This is a genomic window from Alphaproteobacteria bacterium (assembly GCA_033762625.1).
Classification (GTDB): domain Bacteria; phylum Pseudomonadota; class Alphaproteobacteria; order UBA9219; family RGZA01; genus RGZA01.
In genome coordinates this window covers 1-16,495 of sequence record JANRLI010000023.1, presented here as the reverse complement: position 1 = coordinate 16,495, position 16,495 = coordinate 1, and the positions used below count along the sequence as shown (strand labels likewise).

The window sequence follows — 16,495 nt, the reverse complement described above, 5'->3', positions numbered from 1 at the left end:
GCCTTCCTGCCGGAAGGGGTTGGGCTTAATCAATCTGTCATCGCTTCCGGCAATATGTGCCGGAGTTTTCATGATTTTTGAACCCTTCTTTGTATCCAGTTTTATGGTTGCGCTTGCCGAACTTGGCGATAAGACGCAGCTTCTTTCGCTCTGCCTGATCTGCAAATTTAAAAAGCCGTTACCGATCATATTGGGCATCTTTGCATCTACGGTCATCAACCATGCGGGCGCAGCTTACTTTGGTGAATTGATTACACAAACCATCGGGCCGGATGCCCTGCGCTGGATATTGGGCATCTCGTTCATTGCAATGGCGGGCTGGGTGCTCATTCCCGATAAGGCGGATGATATTGATGTAAAAGAACGCGGGGTCAGCGGTCTTGGAATTTTTCTTACCACCTTTGCCGCATTCTTCATGGCAGAGATGGGGGATAAAACGCAGCTTGCAACAGTTGCTCTTGCCGCAAAATATCAGGCCTTTGTAATGGTCGTTATCGGCTCAACACTGGGCATGATGCTGGCAAATGTACCGGTGGTTTATTTTGGGCAAAAGGTTATTAAGAAGCTGCCACTACCGGTTATCCATCGGATTGTAGCTGTATTATTTGTGATAATCGGCATCTTGGTGTTGGTGGGTGACGCAATCCGGCTTTAGGGTGCGGCATTTTGCCTAAAGCATGTGCGCGTTTACCCGTTAAAATAACGGGTATGATGCACGTATCACCCAATGATAATCTGAAGCTATGGCTTGGCGCGGCTGTGCCGCGCTACACAAGCTATCCGCCTGCCACAGCGTTTCATGGTGGTGTTGCAGCTATCGATTATGCCGCATCATTGGCAAAGCTACCGCCCGAAAAGCCCATCTCGCTGTACATTCATATTCCGTTTTGTGATGCGTTGTGCCTTTATTGCGGATGCAATACTGGCGTTACCCGCCGCGAAAGCCGTATTGAACGCTATTTGGTTGCCTTAAAAGATGAAATGCGCATGATCGCAGAGCAGGTCGGGCATCGTTTATCCGTCAGTCATTTGCATTTTGGCGGTGGTACGCCCAATATTTTGTCGCCGCAAATGATCATGGAATTATTTGCTGAATTGCATCAGCAATTTGATTTCTCGCACTGTAAGGAAATCGCGGTCGAGATTGACCCGCGCGTAGCCACACATGAAAAGGTATTAGCGTTCGCCAAATGCGGCGTCACACGTGCCAGTTTGGGCGTGCAGGATTTCAAGCATGATGTGCAGGAACTGGTGCATCGTATCCAGCCTTATGAAATGGTGAAACAGGTTTGCGCATGGCTTCATAGCAGCGGTATTGCCAACATCAATTTTGACTTGATGTATGGTCTGCCTTTGCAAACCCCTGAAAGCGTGGCGCATACTGCACGCCAGGTATGTGAATTGGGCCCTGACCGTATTGCTTTGTTTTCCTATGCCCATTTGCCTCGTCTTAAAAAACACCAGCAAGCGCTAGAGCCATGCGGAATTCCGGATTCAATAGCTCGCCTTGCCATGGATGATGCCGCACGTGATGTGTTTATTGCGCATGGTTATATTGCGGTGGGGATGGATCATTTCGCAAAGCCCGATGATGGCCTTGTGCGTGCATTGAACAACGGAACGCTGTGCCGCAATTTCCAAGGCTACACCGATGATACAACCGATACACTGATTGCGCTTGGCGCATCATCCATCAGCCAAACGCCCGATGGTTTCTTTCAAAACGAACGCCAGACTGAAACATATCAGAACATCATCAAGCAGAATATGCTAGCTACTACGCGCGGCTATAAAATGAATGATGATGATCGTGTGCGCGGCGCGATCATCCAAGCGCTTATGTGTTATCTTTCTTGCGATGTTGAACGGCTCTGTAACTCGCTGGGCGCAGATGTTGGGCAATTTTCGCAAGCATTTGAAAAGTTGGCGTCATTTGAAGCTTGCGGGCTGGTCCGGCTTGACGGTCATACCATTAAGCTCACTTCGCGCTGGCGCATGCCTATCCGTGTTATTTGCCAAGTGTTTGATGCCCATGCGCAGGCAGTGCCTGCTGCGTTTTCCAAAGTCGCTTGATTAACACCTGATCACGACATGGCTTTGCGGACGTGTTCTGCCAGTTCGGCGATCTTGATTTCCTGTTGGTCGCCTGATTTCAAATTCTTTAATGCCACAACGCCGTTGGTGTGCTCATCACTTCCCATGACCAACGCGAATGGAATACCCGCCTTATCGGCATATTTAAATTGCTTACCCAATTTATCTGCTTCCAGATAGATTTCGGTGTTGATGCCAGCCGCGCGCAGCTGGGTTGCAATGCGGCGGTAATCGCTACTTAAACCTTCATCCATCATGGTGATAAGAATCTGTACACTGCTTGGCGCTTCATTCACCAGCCCCGCATGACGCATCTGATCAAACAAACGTGTCAGGCCAATCGAAATCCCAACGCCAGGCAGTTTTGATTTGGTGTAATAGCTGGCAAGATTGTCGTATCTGCCGCCTGAACAAATACTGCCGAAGTTTTTGTGATCATTCAGGAATGTTTCGTAAACCGTACCCGTATAGTAATCAAGGCCACGCGTGATGGCAGGATTGAAACGAATAACATCGCCTGCGCCCATATCTGCGGTGGTCGAAAGTAGCAGCGCGATTTCGTTTAAGCCTTCTGCCGCTTCCGCACTATTGCCACAGAGTTTTTCCAAATCCTTCAAACGGCTTGCATTATCTGCATCGCCTTTTAGCAATAGTAACAAAGAACCAAGCTTGGTATGACCCGTAGCATTCAAATTCTTTTCAACATCGGCCCAACCAATTTTATCAGCCTTATCAATTTCGCGCAGCACTTGGGCTTTTGCTTCCGCATCAGTTACGCCAACGCTCTCCAAGTAACCTTTCAAAATCTTCCGGTTGGAAACATTGATGGTGAAAGCGCCAATCTTCAAATCACGGAAAATATCCGCAATGACTGCGGGCATTTCGGCATCATAAGCGGGCGATAGTGTTTCACGGCCAATCACATCGATATCGCATTGGTAGAATTCGCGGAAACGGCCTTTTTGCGCGCGCTCCCCGCGATAGACGCGTTGCATCTGGTATCTGCGAAACGGGAACGCCAATTCATTCTGGTGCTGCGCCACATAACGGGCGAGGGGAACGGTTAAATCAAAACGTAATGCTAAATCAGGAGCGTGGCCTTCTTTGATCGAGCCGGTGGATTGCACGAAGTAAACTTGCTTTTCAGTTTCACCGCCGCTTTTGGTCAGCAGAATATTCGCTTCTTCAAACGCCGGCGTTTCGATGGGAAGAAACCCATAGCGCTCGAATTTCTGGCGGATGGTATCAAGCATCTTCTGGAACACGATTTGCTCGCGCGGCGGCAATTCCATTGTTCCGGTTGGCGTTTTAGGCGTGATGATGGTTTGGCTCATAGATACTCGAATAACTCATCGTGTGGTTTTAAGAACGGCGACCGCCGTTCCGCGAGCTTATGCGAGCGAAGCCCCAAAATACAAATGGGCGGCGTTTGAGTATTACACGTAGCTGTAAGTCACTAAAAAATCCACTAGCTTGCATAAATGCCTGCAATAACGGTGCTGGCAGTGCTGCTTACAACCTTATTCCTTTCGATTTCAATACAATATCACTAAGGATTTGGATATAATTGTAAAACTGGGGTTTACCATTCAATAACGCTATCTTAAGTCAGCTATGCCACATTAAGAGACCCATGTGAGAAAATATGAAAAATCCGTCAGGTTTCCCTATGTCACCACCATCCCTTTTTCGCGACTTGAAGTTGAGCGATTTGTACATTCGTCTCGATTCAAATGGCGCGGCTATTTATCAGGGACAAAAAAAGGGCAAGCAACGCATCAACGCTGTAGTGCCCCACCATTTTGATGACGAAGTACGGCAGATTACCGATTTTGTTCGCAACCAAGGTTTAAAAGAAGACAGCATTCTGCAGTTCAAAGGTACGCGTATGCGTATGTCGCGTCAGAAAATGGCCGATGGTGAAGACTGGATGTGTTTGCGCGTAATCAAAACAGAAGTGCCAAAGCTGGATAAGCTAGGCATGGTTCCGGCATATGTGCAAATGCTGCGCGATTTAGGAAAGCGTGATGGCCTGATTATGATTACAGGTGCAACTGGGCATGGTAAAACCACCACCTCCTGCGCGTTGCTGATTGATTATTTGATAGCGCATGGCGGCATCGCAGTAACGATTGAAGATCCCGTTGAATATGTGCTTAAAGGCCGTCATGGTGACAGCGGATTTGCATTCCAAGTGGAAGTCAACGGCACGGAAGACTGGGCTTCCTGTATTAAACGCAGCTTACGCTGGGCGCCGCATTATATTTTCGTTGGTGAAATTCGCACCCCCCAAGCAGCAGAACAGGTTTTGCGTGCAGCCACCACGGGCCATTTGGTAATTACCACCGTGCACGCAGGTTCTGCGGAAGAAGCATTGATGGGTCTTATGCATCTTGCTGAACAAGGTATGGGTGGCAGTGCTAATCACATTCTTGCAGCTGGTTTGACGGCTGTTGTCCATCAAACCATGTCGGAAGCCGGCCCATCGGTTCGTATGGCCGTAACAGAGCCCGGCAATATGGGTGATCCTGTTCGCTCACTCATTCGTGAAAACAAAGTCGGTATGATTACAACCTACCTCGATAAAACGTCAGCCAAGATGCTGCGGATTGGTGATAAATAATGGGCAAGCTTCTAAAAGATTTAGCGTTCATGGATTTGTATGTGCGTCTTGATAGACCTGCGCAGCCGCGTTACCGTTCGCCGCAACGCGACAAGAACAACGTATGGATTCAGCCATTGCATTCCGATTATGCGGAAGACGTTGAAAAACTGGCAGCAAAATTCCGTTCCGAAGCCGACAATGTAGAAGTTGCATTTACCTATGATGGCATGCGCTTCCGTCTTGCCCACCAGGGCATGGCGAATGGTGAAACATGGGCGGTTCTTCGCCGCATTACCCCGATTGTGCCAAAGCTTGAAGGGCTTGGGTATGCCCCGCACATTGCTAATTACTTACGCAATCTGGGCCGCCGCGATGGTCTGGTTATTTTTTCAGGTGCCACGGGTCACGGTAAAACCACTACATGCTTCTCATTGTTGCAGGAATATTTGCACAGCTATGGCGGCGTAGGCATGACCGTGGAAGATCCCGTGGAATACATTCTGGAAGGTCCTTGTGGTGATAAAGGCTATTGCTATCAAATTCAGGTCGCAAGCGGTGAAGACTGGGCAACCCCATTAAAACGCACCTTGCGTTGGACGCCGCGCTACTTACTGGTGGGTGAGGTTCGCTCCCCCGCGGCTGCTGAACAGATTTTGCGTGCCGCAACCACAGGCCACTTGGTGCTAACAACCATTCACGCGGGTTCAATTGAAGACAGCTTGCTGGGCTTGTTACAACTCGCAGCGCAAAATCTTGGCAGTGCCGCAAAGAACGTATTGGCGCAAGGCCTCACGGCAGCAATCCATCAACGGCTTGGACCGCAAGGCCCGCATATCCGTTATGTATTTACCGAAGAAGATAATAATGGTGATCCTGTGCGCGCACTTATTCGTGAAGAGCGCGTAGGTATGATCAACACGTATATCGAGCGTCAAATTGCGCGTATGGCGCAATTGTCGCAAACCTCCGGCATAAATGTACCGAATTCGTTAAAAGATAGTAAGGCTAAGTAGTTCTACGATTTTGCCTGAACGTATTTGCGGCCATGGCCCACATCTGTGTTGATGGGCACGTTTTTGGCGCATAAGGGGCAATCTTTTTCATCCCATGCGTCAAAATTCACGTTAATCAGCGCGAATAATTCCGGCGGGTGTGATACGTCTTCCGCCTTGATGCCACCGCGATTGCACAAAACGCCAAGTCCCATCACATTCGCGCCAATCGCGCGTGCTGCATCAATCACTTTTTTAACTGATCCGCCAGTCGTCAGAATATCTTCAACAATCAGCGTCTTTTTGCCGGATGATAGTTTGTCATAACCGCGTTTAATAACAAACCCGTCACCTTCTTTTTCTGCATATACGCCCAAAACTTCGCGGCCCGTAATTTTGGTGAGATGATAGGCAACCCACTGCGATAAAATAATGCCACCAACTGCGGGTGCTATCACCACTTCAATTCCTTTATTGGCAAAGTGCTTGGCAATTTCTTCACATAGTTGTGATGTCACTTCGGTATGCGGATAAATCGCATCCTTGTTGAAATACGTAGAGCCGTGTTTGCCGGATGTGTAAACAAGATGGCTATCGGTGATAACAGCCTGAATTTTTGCAAGTGCATCAAAGATTTCTTTATTCATACGTTTAAGCCTTCAGACGTGTTAAAAACTGATCCATCCATTCCCATGTTTGCAGGCGGAACTCTTCTTTTTCCTGTAGCAATTCATGCTTTGCGCCATGCAAATACTGTACTTTGCAATTGGGTAGCATGGATGCGACAAATGTAAAACCGCTTGTTTCAACCAACGGATCTTCTTGCGAACCCATGACCAGATACGGAATGCGGGGTGCGCCGCGCGCCAGATCCTGTTCCAGCCGTTTGGCGGATTGCAGGAATGCGTACAGCCAGCCATAGGTTAACCCGCCAACTTTCAGTTCCGGCTTTTCAGTCAGGTGCGCCATCAGATTTTGGTAATGGGCTTCGCTTTGTGTGAGCGGGTTGCTTTCAAACGTGCCTTTCGCTTGGTCAAAATCCTTCTGGCCGATTGCGTAGGCTTGGTCAAAGCCAAGCCATGCGGCAAATTTAATGATCCATAGGGCTATGATTGACGGTATCGGCGCTGTTTTAAGCCGGTGCAACATCGATACAAGTATAACCGCTTTGATTGATGGATATTTGCGCCCGCGTTCCAGAAACCAGCGAAGGCCAATATGTGCACCCATGGAATGGCAAAGGAGGATTATTTTTTTCTCATTACCCAATTCGGTTTTGAACAGGCGTTCCAAATCTTCAACCAGTAAATCGAAACTGGGCAGCCAGGTCTTTTTTCGATCCATCAAAAAACGCGATGATAATCCTTGCCCGCGCCATTCGGCGATGACCACGTTGTATCCGCGTTCATTCCAGCTGCTGATAACCTCCTTGTATTTTTCAATCCATTCACCCCAGCCTGGCAACAGCAATACCGTTCCGGCAGCTTTTTTGGCTGGCGCACTTTTGCCGTAACGCATTTCACCATCATAAGAGCAGGGGAGGAAGTGCAGTGTGAGATTCATATATGCGGCCTAATAAGATGACCGTTGCCCTCACGAGCGGTTGCGCATCGCGCAGAGCGAGTGAAGCGCACCAATTGTTGAGGCCAACGAGCAAAAGTGTAAAACCTATATTATCAAAAGCCACGCATATTGACAGGGCGAATTGCTTGCCTAGATTGAATGGCCATGCTTATTTTTGAACCATCTTCCCCGCCACCAAAACCCATGCAGAACGCTGTTGTTGCGCTCGGTAATTTTGATGGCGTGCATCTCGGGCATCAGGTGGTGTTGCAAAAAGCTCGCGAACAGGCGCGTAAACACAATAAACCTTTTGGGGTTGTTACGTTCGAGCCGCATCCGCGCAGTGTGTTTGCACCAGCTGATGCTCCGTTCCGTATTACGCCTGCACACACCAAACGTCGTATCCTTGCGGATTTGGGCGTGGATGTATGTTTTGAAATTCCGTTTACTTATGAATTTTCTAAGCTCGGTGCTGAACAATTTGTTGAAGACTTATTGCTTGGACAATTGCATATATCCCATGCTGTGGCGGGGCATGATTTTGTGTTTGGTCATAAACGCGGCGGCGATATGCGGCTGCTCAAGCAGCTTATGAAAAAACATCATTTGCATGTGGATGAGGTTTCGCCTGTTTATGACAATTCGCATGTGCTGTGGTCATCGACGCGTATCCGTGAAGTTTTGCAAAAGGGTGATCCGAAAAGCGCGGCGGCAGCGCTGGGCCGCAATTGGGAAATTGAAGGTATCGTGCAGCGTGGCGCGCAGCGTGGTCGTACAATTGGTTTTCCAACCGCTAATCTATCCCTCGATTGTTACCAGCGGCCGCGCTTTGGTATATATGCTGTCACTGTCACCCATGCGGGCAAACAGTATCAGGGCGTTGCCAATATCGGCATCCGTCCCACGGTAGATGGTGAACGTGAAAGCCTTGAAGTGCATATATTTGACTTTGCAGGCGATTTATATGAACAAAGCATCCGCATCGGTTTTGTCGATTTTATTAGGCCAGAGCAGCGTTTTGAGGGGCTGGATGCGTTAAAAAACCAAATCAAGCAGGATTGTCTTGTAGCAAAACAGATGCTGGCATAATCTCGTTTTTTTGATTTTCCTGACCAAAATAGCGCCATGACTACTGATTACAAAAATACAGTTTTTCTCCCCAAAACCGAATTTCCCATGCGCGGTGACCTGCCGCAAAAAGAACCAAAGCTGATTAGCTATTGGCAGGATATTAATCTGCAATCGCTGATTTCTGGCGGAAATACAGGTAAGGAGAAATTCATCCTGCATGATGGCCCGCCATATGCGAATGGCAATCTGCATATCGGCCATGCGGTCAATAAAATTTTAAAAGACGTGGTAAACCGCACCAAGCAAATGCAAGGCTATGCCACCGATTATGTTCCGGGCTGGGATTGCCACGGTTTGCCGATTGAATGGAAAATCGAAGAAAAATATCGCGCGCAAAAAAAGAACAAGGATGAAGTGCCGCTGTTGCAATTCCGTCAGGAATGCCGCGAATTCGCGCGCGAATGGGTGGGCGTGCAAGGCGCGGAATTCCAGCGTCTTGGCGTTATGGGTAATTGGGCTGACCCTTACACCACCATGACCTATGCGGCGGAAGCCGGCATCGTGAAGGAAATCCACAAATTCGCGATGAATGGCGGGCTCTACCGTGATGTGAAACCCGTCATGTGGTCAACGGTTGAAAAAACCGCGCTGGCCGATGCGGAGGTTGAATATCACGACCACACATCAACCGCGGCGTATGTGAAATTTCCGGTATCCTCAGTGAACAAAGATGGTGTCTCTAGCGTTTTAGTTGGAGATATAAAGCTGATTAGCCATCTTCAGAACTCTTATATCGTAATATGGACAACAACACCTTGGACCTTGCCTGGTAATCGCGCGATAGCGTTTGGAAATGATATAGATTATGCTATCTATGAATGCACGGCTGTCAATGAATCAAGCAAAGGCAATGTGGGTGAAAAATATGTCGTCGCGCAGGTTCAAAAAGAAAATTTTGAAAAACAAACCGGTGTCGTTCTGCGAGAATTAATTGGTTTTAAGGGTAGTGATCTAAATAAATTGGAGATTGCTCACCCATTGCGCGGGCACGGCTATGAATTCGATGTGCCATTATTCGCTGGTGAATTCGTTGCAACCGAAACCGGTACGGGCTTCGTGCATATCGCGCCGAACCATGGTGAAGACGATTATAAATTAGGCAAAGCACATCGTTATGAAATATACGGTGAAAGTGGTGACCTATCACAATCCGATTTCGTGGATGGGGAGGGGCGCTATAAACCGCACACGCCGATCTTCGCGGGGGAATACATCTATAATCTGCAAGGTAAACCCGGCGGCGCGAATAAGGCAGTGCTTGCAAAACTTACCGAAGTTGGTGCGCTTCTTGCCAGTCATTCATTCCAGCACAGCTATCCCCATTCTTGGCGTTCAAAAGCGCCGGTTATTTTCCGCACTACGCCGCAATGGTTCATCTCGATGGAGAAGAATGATTTGCGCAAGAAAGCGCTCAAAGCCATTGCCGATACCGATTGGGTTCCGGCAATCGGTGAAAACCGCATTCGCTCTATGGTGGAAACGCGGCCTGACTGGTGCATCAGCCGTCAACGCGCTTGGGGTGTTCCTATTGCGATTTTTGCGCATAAGGTAACTGGCGAAATCATTCGCGATGATGCCGTCAATAAACGCATCGCTGATGCCTTTGAACAAGATGGTGCGGATGCTTGGTTTGCACGCCCCGCCCAAGAATTCTTGGGCGATAAGTATAAAGCCGAGGATTACGATCAGATTAAAGACATCGTCGATGTATGGTTTGAATCCGGTTCAACTCATGCCTTTGTTTTGGAAGCGCGCGGCTTTGCTGTACCTGCTGATTTATATTTAGAAGGGTCCGACCAGCATCGCGGTTGGTTCCATTCTTCATTGTTGGAAAGCTGCGGCACGCGCGGCATTGCACCGTTCAAGGCTGTGCTGACGCATGGCTTTGCGCTCGATGAACAAGGCCGCAAGATGTCGAAATCCTTGGGCAATGTGGTTGCTCCTCAGGAAGTCATCGAAAAAATGGGTGCAGATATTTTACGTCTTTGGATTATCAGTACCGATTACACCGAAGATTTGCGCGTTGGCCCTGAAATCCTCAAGCAATCGGCCGAAACCTATCGCCGCTTGCGTAATACCCTGCGCTATGTGCTTGGCGCGCTTGACGGCTTTAGTGCCAAGGAAACGCTTGGCATTAAAGAAATGCCGGAGCTGGAACGCTGGGTCTTGCATCGCTTATATGAAGTAAACGCCAATATCGAAAAGGCGATTGCGGAATATAAGTTCAATGCGATGTTGACCGAATTACACAATTTCTGCGCGGTTGATTTATCAGCGCTCTATTTCGATATCCGCAAGGATAGTCTGTATTGTGATCATCCCAATGAAACCCGCCGCCGCGCGGTGCGCACAGTCATGCACACGATTTATATCTCGCTCACCAAATGGCTTGCGCCAATTTTGTGCTTTACGGCTGAAGAAGCGTGGCTTGCAGGAAAGCATCCTGAAAAATCCGTTCATGCAACTTTGTTTGAAAAAATCCCTGCCGAATGGCGCGATGATGCCTTGGCAACCAAATGGCAACGCATCCGCGCACTGCGTTCGGTTGTAACTGGCGCGATTGAAAAGAAGCGCGCAGAAAAGGTTGTGGGTTCCAGTTTGCAGGCAACGCCAACGGTCTATGTCAAAAAGCCGGATGCGGATTTGCTGAAAACCATCGATTTTGCTGATATTTGCATAACTTCTTATTTGCATGTGGTTACCGATACGCCGCCTGTTGATGCCTTCATAATTTCCGACGTCCCCGATGTCGCTGTGGTTGTGAATGTTGCATCCGGTAATAAGTGCGAGCGGTGCTGGTCCGTGAAGGAAGAGGTGGGTAAAAGCAAAAAACACCCAACCATATGCTTGCGATGTGAAGCTGCCGTTGAACAGATGGCTGTGGCTGCATGAGTATTGTACGGTATAAATGGATTGCACTTGCGCTTGCCGCGGTTATTGCAAGCGTTGATCAGATTAGCAAAAATGCGATTTTGCAAACGATCCCATCCGAAGAAATCGTACATCCGATTACATCATTCTTTAATCTGGTGCTGGTTTACAATCGTGGCATAAGCTTTGGATTGTTTAATCAGGCGCCAGTAGAAGCGCAGCCTTATATTTTTCTCGGCATTTCGGGCATCATTTCGTGTGCGCTGCTCGTGTGGTTGTTTCGCACCCGCAGCGCATTGATTGTAACTGCATTGGCAATGGTCATTGGTGGCGCAATCGGGAATGCAATAGACCGTGTCTTGCATGGCGCGGTTATTGATTTTCTTGATTTTTACGTCACAATCGGGAGCTGGGTATATCATTGGCCTGCCTTCAATGTCGCAGATAGTGCTATCGTTTGCGGGGTTGGCCTGATTTTGCTGGATAGCCTTGCTTTTGACAAAAAGACGCTTCAAAAATAGAGCATGAAATTAAATATGAAATCAGAGAAGCTTCTCATTGTCTGCGTATCGCTTATTGCCCTGACGGGTTGCGGAGAAGTGCGTGAAGCGGTCGGCCTTGTAAACACGCCACCAGATGAATTTGCGGTCATTGATCATCCGCCATTATCAATGCCACCTGACTTTGACCTACGTCCGCCGCGCCCCGGTGCTGCGCCGCGCAATGCCATAAACCCATCTACGGCTGCCGCCAAGGCGCTTTATGGTGAGGGCAAGATGGAGACCGTGCCACAACAAGGCGTAACATCCTTGAACATGCAGGCGCTGAGCCCGTCTGAACAGGCGTTGATAAGCCAAACAGGAAGCGACAAGGCAGATCCGCGCGTTCGCTCCAAGCTTGATAAGGAAGCAAGCCAGCAAGTTATCGGTAACCGCCGCTTGCTTGAAGCAATTACTTTCTGGAAAAATCCCAAGAAAGACGAACAAGGTGTTACGGTGGATGCTGCCGCAGAAAAAGAACGTCTTGAAAAAGCTAAACGTGACGGCGTGCCGATTACTGCCACAGGCACGCCAGCAATTGAAAAAAGTAATTCAGTACTCATTAAGTAAGGTCTCTCATGCGCCGTTTCTGGCTGCCTATGTCAATTTTGATATCGGCTTTGATATCACTGAATGGTACTGCACATGCAGCAGTGTTTAATGCAAAAACTGCTACGCTCGAAAACGGGTTGCAGGTCGTGGTGGTTGAAAACCACATGGCACCCGTTGTTACCCATATGATGTGGATTAAGGCTGGTGCTGCCGATGAAGTCCAGGGCGTTTCCGGTATCGCGCATTATCTTGAACACCTCATGTTCAAAGGAACTGCAAAAGTTCCAAATGGCGAATATTCTGCGCGCATCGCGCAGGTGGGCGGCACAGAAAACGCATTTACGTCATGGGATTATACAGCTTATTTTGCAACAGTTGCGAAAGCCAATCTGCCAATGGTCATGGAACTGGAAGCTGATCGCCTGGCACATTTACAAATCAAGAAAGAACTAGCAACCCCAGAGCTAGCTGTGGTGCTTGATGAACGCCGCCAGCGCGTTGAAGATGAACCGTTTGCGCCGCTGCTGCAACAAATGGCAGCTGCGTTATTCCCGCACCATCCGTATGGTATTCCAGTCATCGGCTGGAAGGAAGAGATAGAAAAATTCACCGTAGAAGATGCTAGGCGTTTTTATGAAACGTGGTATCAGCCTTCCAACGCCGTGGTGATAGTAAGCGGTGATGTAAAGGCAGAAGAAGTATTCGCATTAGCCAAGAAAACCTTTGGCGTATTACCAACCAAGCGTCTTGCGCCGCGCATCCGCACCGTTGACCCACAATTTAAAGGCAACACAACGATTGTGCTCGAACATGAACATGTCAAACAAACTACATTGCTACGTAGCTATAAAATTGCGCCCGCGCGCAAAGACCCTGCTAATTCAATTGCTCTTCAGGTGCTAGAAGAATTATTGGATGCATCCGATGCATCGTTTCTGCCACGGCGTTTGATACAGGAAAAAAACCTCGCCAGTAGTGTTAATGTGAATTACGAAAGTGATTTATATGATGATGGTCAGTTTGTTATCTCGCTTGTACCAAAGCCGAATGTGACAAAAGAGCAGCTTTTGGCAGAACTTGATGCAGCCTTGCAGGAATATGCCAAAACGCTTCCAAACGAAGATGATATGAAGGCAGCCCGCCGCAGTCTGCAACGCCAAGCTGTGCTTGCGCGCGATAGTGTAATGGGCCCTGCACAAACCATTGGTGTTGCGCTCGTGACAGGGCAAACACTCGATGATGTAGAAAACTGGCCGGAACAAATTGCAGCGGTTAAAGCAGAAGAAGTACAAAAAGCACTTAAAAGTATTTTGGAGACGCCAAGTGTTACAGGTGTTCTAAAACCAAAAGAAGGGTTAGACCTATCCAAGATTGCTCCATCGCCACACCCGTCAGCCCAAGGGGCTATCAAATGAAGCGCTTGTTTATGCCACTTCTATGTGTGCTTGCCGTGCTAATAGCACCGCCATGCTTTGCCAATGATGTGCAAATTTTAAAAAGCAGCAAGGGAATAACTGCTTGGCTTATTGAAGATCATTCGTTGCCGATTGTTTCCTTGTCATTTGCATGGAATGGCGGCATTGAAACAGATGATGATGCAAAGCAGGGCTTAAGCCATGTGGCGGCGACTATGTTGACGAAAGGCGCAGCCGCTGATGATGAAAACGCATTCCTCAAAAAATTGCAGGATAATGTCATCAGCCTGTCGTTTCAGGCACAGCGCGATACGATTTATGGCCAATTGCGTACTTTGAAAGAGACATTACCTGTCGCACAGGAAGCGTTGCGGGCTAGTATTATGCAGCCGCGTTTTGATGATCAAAGTCTGATGCAAGTAAAAGCGCAGAATATAAGTTTAATTAAAAATTATCTATCAGATCCGGATTGGCTTATGTCACGGCTGATGATGCGTGAAGTCTATGCCGGGCATCCCTACAGCAAGCGCACTTTGGGAACGCAGGCAACCATCAATTCAATTACCAAAGATGATTTGAAGAACTGGCACAAGCGTCTCAATCGCAGCGAGCTTATTGTCAGTGCCACAGGCGATATCACGAAAGAAGAATTGAATAAATTGCTTGATGAGACGTTTGGTGGGCTGCCGGAAAAGCCTGCTGGAGCAGAGCTTGCGGAAGCCGATTTGAAAGGTAAAACCGAAACATTCGTACTGAAATATAAAGGTCCACAAAGCAGCATCACGGTTGTCTGGCCCGGCATTCGCCGTAATGACAAAGACTGGTATGCGATGGAGGTAATGAACTATATTTTAGGTGGTGGTAGCTTCTCTTCGCGCTTAATGAGCGAAGTGCGTGAAAAACGCGGTCTCACCTATGGCATTTCATCAGGTATGTCTTTGTTTGACCATGGATCCAGCTATAGCATTCAGGCATCTTTTAAGAATGAAAATGCTGGTCATGTGTTGGATTTGATAAAAAAAGAAATTGCGCACATGCGTGATACAAAAGTCAGCGCAGAGGAATTGAAAGCAGCAAAGGATTATCTGATTGGTTCCTATGCGCTATCGCTTACCTCGACCGCCCGTGTTGCCGGTCATTATCTGGAAATACAACGTCAAAAATTGGGTGTTGATATACAGCAAAAACGTGAAGCGGCATTGAACGCAGTAACGGCGGAGGATGTGCAGCGCGTTGCCAAACGCATTTTGCAGGATGCATCGCAAATCACCTTTTTCGTAGGTGAGCCGCAAGGCATCACCGCAACCAAGACGTTTGATAGCGTCGAATAACCATTAACCCATTGAAATAAAAAAGTTATTTTAGTTGAAGGGTGTTAGCCGTCTGTCAATAGGTTCAGGGTTAATATGGCTTCATATTCAATGAGATAATTGTATGGCACTTACACCATTCGTTTATGCACCTTTTGGCACGCCGGGCAGAAACGCTATCGGTGAGCAGTCAAGCACGGAACTATCCTTCGTTAGAAATTTTGATATCACCAAACCAGCGGTTATGGTTTTTTTTGCGCACGGTCATCGTGTCATGCTTGAACGTGATGTGGTACGCCGGCAAGCCGTATTGGCGCAATTAGAAAAAGCAGGGTTGAACGCCGTACTGGTTGCTCCGCAACTTGCCTATAACGCAACAGGTCCTGCGGGAGATAGCCCTGGCCGTTTTGCAGAACCCGGATTTGCTACTAAATTTTTTGAAGAAGCGGCGCAGAAACTTGCGCAAATGCATGATCAGCAAAGACATAATCTTGGCCGCCCTAAACCCGAAACGCTCGATACTTTTCGCAAAATGCCTATTATCGTGACAAGTTATAGTGGTGGGTATGGTGCAGCCAATGCCGTCATCGAAGAATCCATGCGCGCAGTTCCGCTAGTGCATATGGGCGCGGGTGGCCAGCTCATCGACCAGCCATCATTAGGTCAGCGTATCAAGGGCGCGGTACTGCTGGATACGCTTTATGGCGGGTCTGATACCTACAGACGCTTTGCAAGCCAGACACACCGTCCGTTTGTCGTAAGTAATTACATTCCAACCAATGGGCGCAATTTAACGCATATCAGCAATACCGTACTTCATGCGCATTTCTCGGCAACAGGTCAGCTTACAACTGGTACGGTCAATGCCCGACAGAATGTAAAAATTTATCACGCAACAAGTGGTGACCACGTTAATCTGGTGCAAGACACATTAACCAGATCGCTTGGTTATATTCCGGGTTACCGGGTTGCTGATGTAGTTGGACCCGCAGTTGCGCGCACAACGCCTACGGCTGGCACGGCGCAGTATGGATGGAGAATGCACCGCCATACTCCTTTGCCGCCAAATACGGGTTAAGCAAAGTCAACTATAACTGGAACATGGTCGCTGGGCTTTGGTTCCCAACCGCGCGCTTCGCGTAAGACTTTGGTACTTTTAAGAGAGCTAATCAGTGGCTTACTGCACCAGATATGGTCAAGTCTTCTGCCGCGGTTGGATGCCGCCCAGTCGCCAGCCCGGTAACTCCACCACGAATACAGTTTTTGGTCAGCAGGAACGAAATGACGAACCGCATCATACCAACCATTTGATTTCTGCAAATGGCCCAGTTTTTCAACTTCTATCGGTGTGTGTGAAACCACATCCAACAGCTGTTTATGTGACCATACATCGTGTTCAAGCGGTGCAATATTTAAATCACCT

At 48.2% G+C, this 16,495-nt stretch carries 15 protein-coding genes; 11 read left to right on the top strand and 4 right to left on the bottom strand.

Going from position 1 to position 16,495, the window contains the following annotated elements:
* Nucleotides 1-70: 70 nt before the first annotated feature.
* Both SFW65_10150 and hemN read left to right on the top strand, forming a co-directional pair.
* Nucleotides 71-655, top strand: a complete 585-nt coding sequence (locus SFW65_10150) for a TMEM165/GDT1 family protein (GenBank protein MDX1923475.1) — start codon at nt 71-73, stop codon at nt 653-655.
* Between the two features lie 53 nt (nt 656-708).
* Nucleotides 709-2,073 (top strand): oxygen-independent coproporphyrinogen III oxidase, encoded by a 1,365-nt coding sequence (hemN, locus tag SFW65_10145; protein ID MDX1923474.1) that lies wholly within the window; start codon nt 709-711, stop codon nt 2,071-2,073.
* Between the two features lie 11 nt (nt 2,074-2,084).
* On the opposite strand, the gene hisS is transcribed toward hemN, so the two are convergent.
* Nucleotides 2,085-3,428 carry a histidine--tRNA ligase gene (gene hisS, locus SFW65_10140; protein ID MDX1923473.1) on the bottom strand — a complete coding sequence of 448 codons (1,344 nt, stop codon included), beginning with the start codon at nt 3,426-3,428 and terminating at the stop codon, nt 2,085-2,087.
* Between the two features lie 335 nt (nt 3,429-3,763).
* Here hisS and SFW65_10135 point away from each other — a divergent pair, with 335 nt between their 5' ends.
* Both SFW65_10135 and SFW65_10130 read left to right on the top strand, forming a co-directional pair.
* Nucleotides 3,764-4,717 carry an ATPase, T2SS/T4P/T4SS family gene (locus SFW65_10135; protein ID MDX1923472.1) on the top strand — a complete coding sequence of 318 codons (954 nt, stop codon included), beginning with the start codon at nt 3,764-3,766 and terminating at the stop codon, nt 4,715-4,717.
* Nucleotides 4,717-5,712, top strand: coding sequence for an ATPase, T2SS/T4P/T4SS family (locus SFW65_10130; GenBank protein ID MDX1923471.1), 996 nt, complete (start codon nt 4,717-4,719; stop codon nt 5,710-5,712). The genes SFW65_10135 and SFW65_10130 overlap by 1 nt, the downstream gene beginning before the upstream one ends.
* Before the next feature lie 2 nt (nt 5,713-5,714).
* Here the strand turns inward: SFW65_10130 and SFW65_10125 are convergent, their stop codons facing one another.
* Together SFW65_10125 and SFW65_10120 are read right to left on the bottom strand one after the other, a co-directional pair.
* Entirely contained in the window at nt 5,715-6,338 is a 624-nt protein-coding gene (locus tag SFW65_10125) for a phosphoribosyltransferase family protein (protein ID MDX1923470.1), read from the bottom strand.
* A 4-nt stretch (nt 6,339-6,342) separates the two neighbouring features.
* On the bottom strand, nt 6,343-7,254 hold the full coding sequence (locus SFW65_10120) for an alpha/beta hydrolase (protein MDX1923469.1): 912 nt from the start codon (nt 7,252-7,254) through the stop codon (nt 6,343-6,345).
* Nucleotides 7,255-7,419: 165 nt separating this feature from the next.
* Here SFW65_10120 and SFW65_10115 point away from each other — a divergent pair, with 165 nt between their 5' ends.
* The 7 genes from SFW65_10115 (at nt 7,420) to SFW65_10085 (ending at nt 16,150) form a co-directional block, all read left to right on the top strand.
* Nucleotides 7,420-8,343: a bifunctional riboflavin kinase/FAD synthetase gene (locus SFW65_10115; protein ID MDX1923468.1), complete on the top strand. Its 924-nt coding sequence runs from the start codon at nt 7,420-7,422 to the stop codon at nt 8,341-8,343.
* Nucleotides 8,344-8,379: 36 nt separating this feature from the next.
* Nucleotides 8,380-11,277 (top strand): isoleucine--tRNA ligase, encoded by a 2,898-nt coding sequence (gene ileS, locus SFW65_10110; protein ID MDX1923467.1) that lies wholly within the window; start codon nt 8,380-8,382, stop codon nt 11,275-11,277.
* Nucleotides 11,274-11,777 (top strand): signal peptidase II, encoded by a 504-nt coding sequence (lspA, locus tag SFW65_10105; GenBank protein ID MDX1923466.1) that lies wholly within the window; start codon nt 11,274-11,276, stop codon nt 11,775-11,777. The genes ileS and lspA overlap by 4 nt, the downstream gene beginning before the upstream one ends.
* Nucleotides 11,778-11,792: 15 nt before the next feature.
* Complete coding sequence (locus tag SFW65_10100; GenBank protein ID MDX1923465.1) at nt 11,793-12,365, top strand: DUF3035 domain-containing protein; 573 nt, start codon at nt 11,793-11,795, stop codon at nt 12,363-12,365.
* Between the two features lie 29 nt (nt 12,366-12,394).
* Nucleotides 12,395-13,762: a pitrilysin family protein gene (locus SFW65_10095; GenBank protein MDX1923464.1), complete on the top strand. Its 1,368-nt coding sequence runs from the start codon at nt 12,395-12,397 to the stop codon at nt 13,760-13,762.
* On the top strand, nt 13,759-15,093 hold the full coding sequence (locus tag SFW65_10090; GenBank protein ID MDX1923463.1) for a pitrilysin family protein: 1,335 nt from the start codon (nt 13,759-13,761) through the stop codon (nt 15,091-15,093). Before SFW65_10095 ends, SFW65_10090 begins: the two co-directional genes overlap by 4 nt.
* 103 nt (nt 15,094-15,196) lie before the next feature.
* Nucleotides 15,197-16,150: a hypothetical protein gene (locus SFW65_10085; GenBank protein ID MDX1923462.1), complete on the top strand. Its 954-nt coding sequence runs from the start codon at nt 15,197-15,199 to the stop codon at nt 16,148-16,150.
* Here SFW65_10085 and SFW65_10080 read toward each other — a convergent pair.
* The coding region (locus SFW65_10080; protein MDX1923461.1) for an exodeoxyribonuclease III at nt 16,147-16,495 on the bottom strand (349 nt) is incomplete at its 5' end. The genes SFW65_10085 and SFW65_10080 overlap by 4 nt on opposite strands.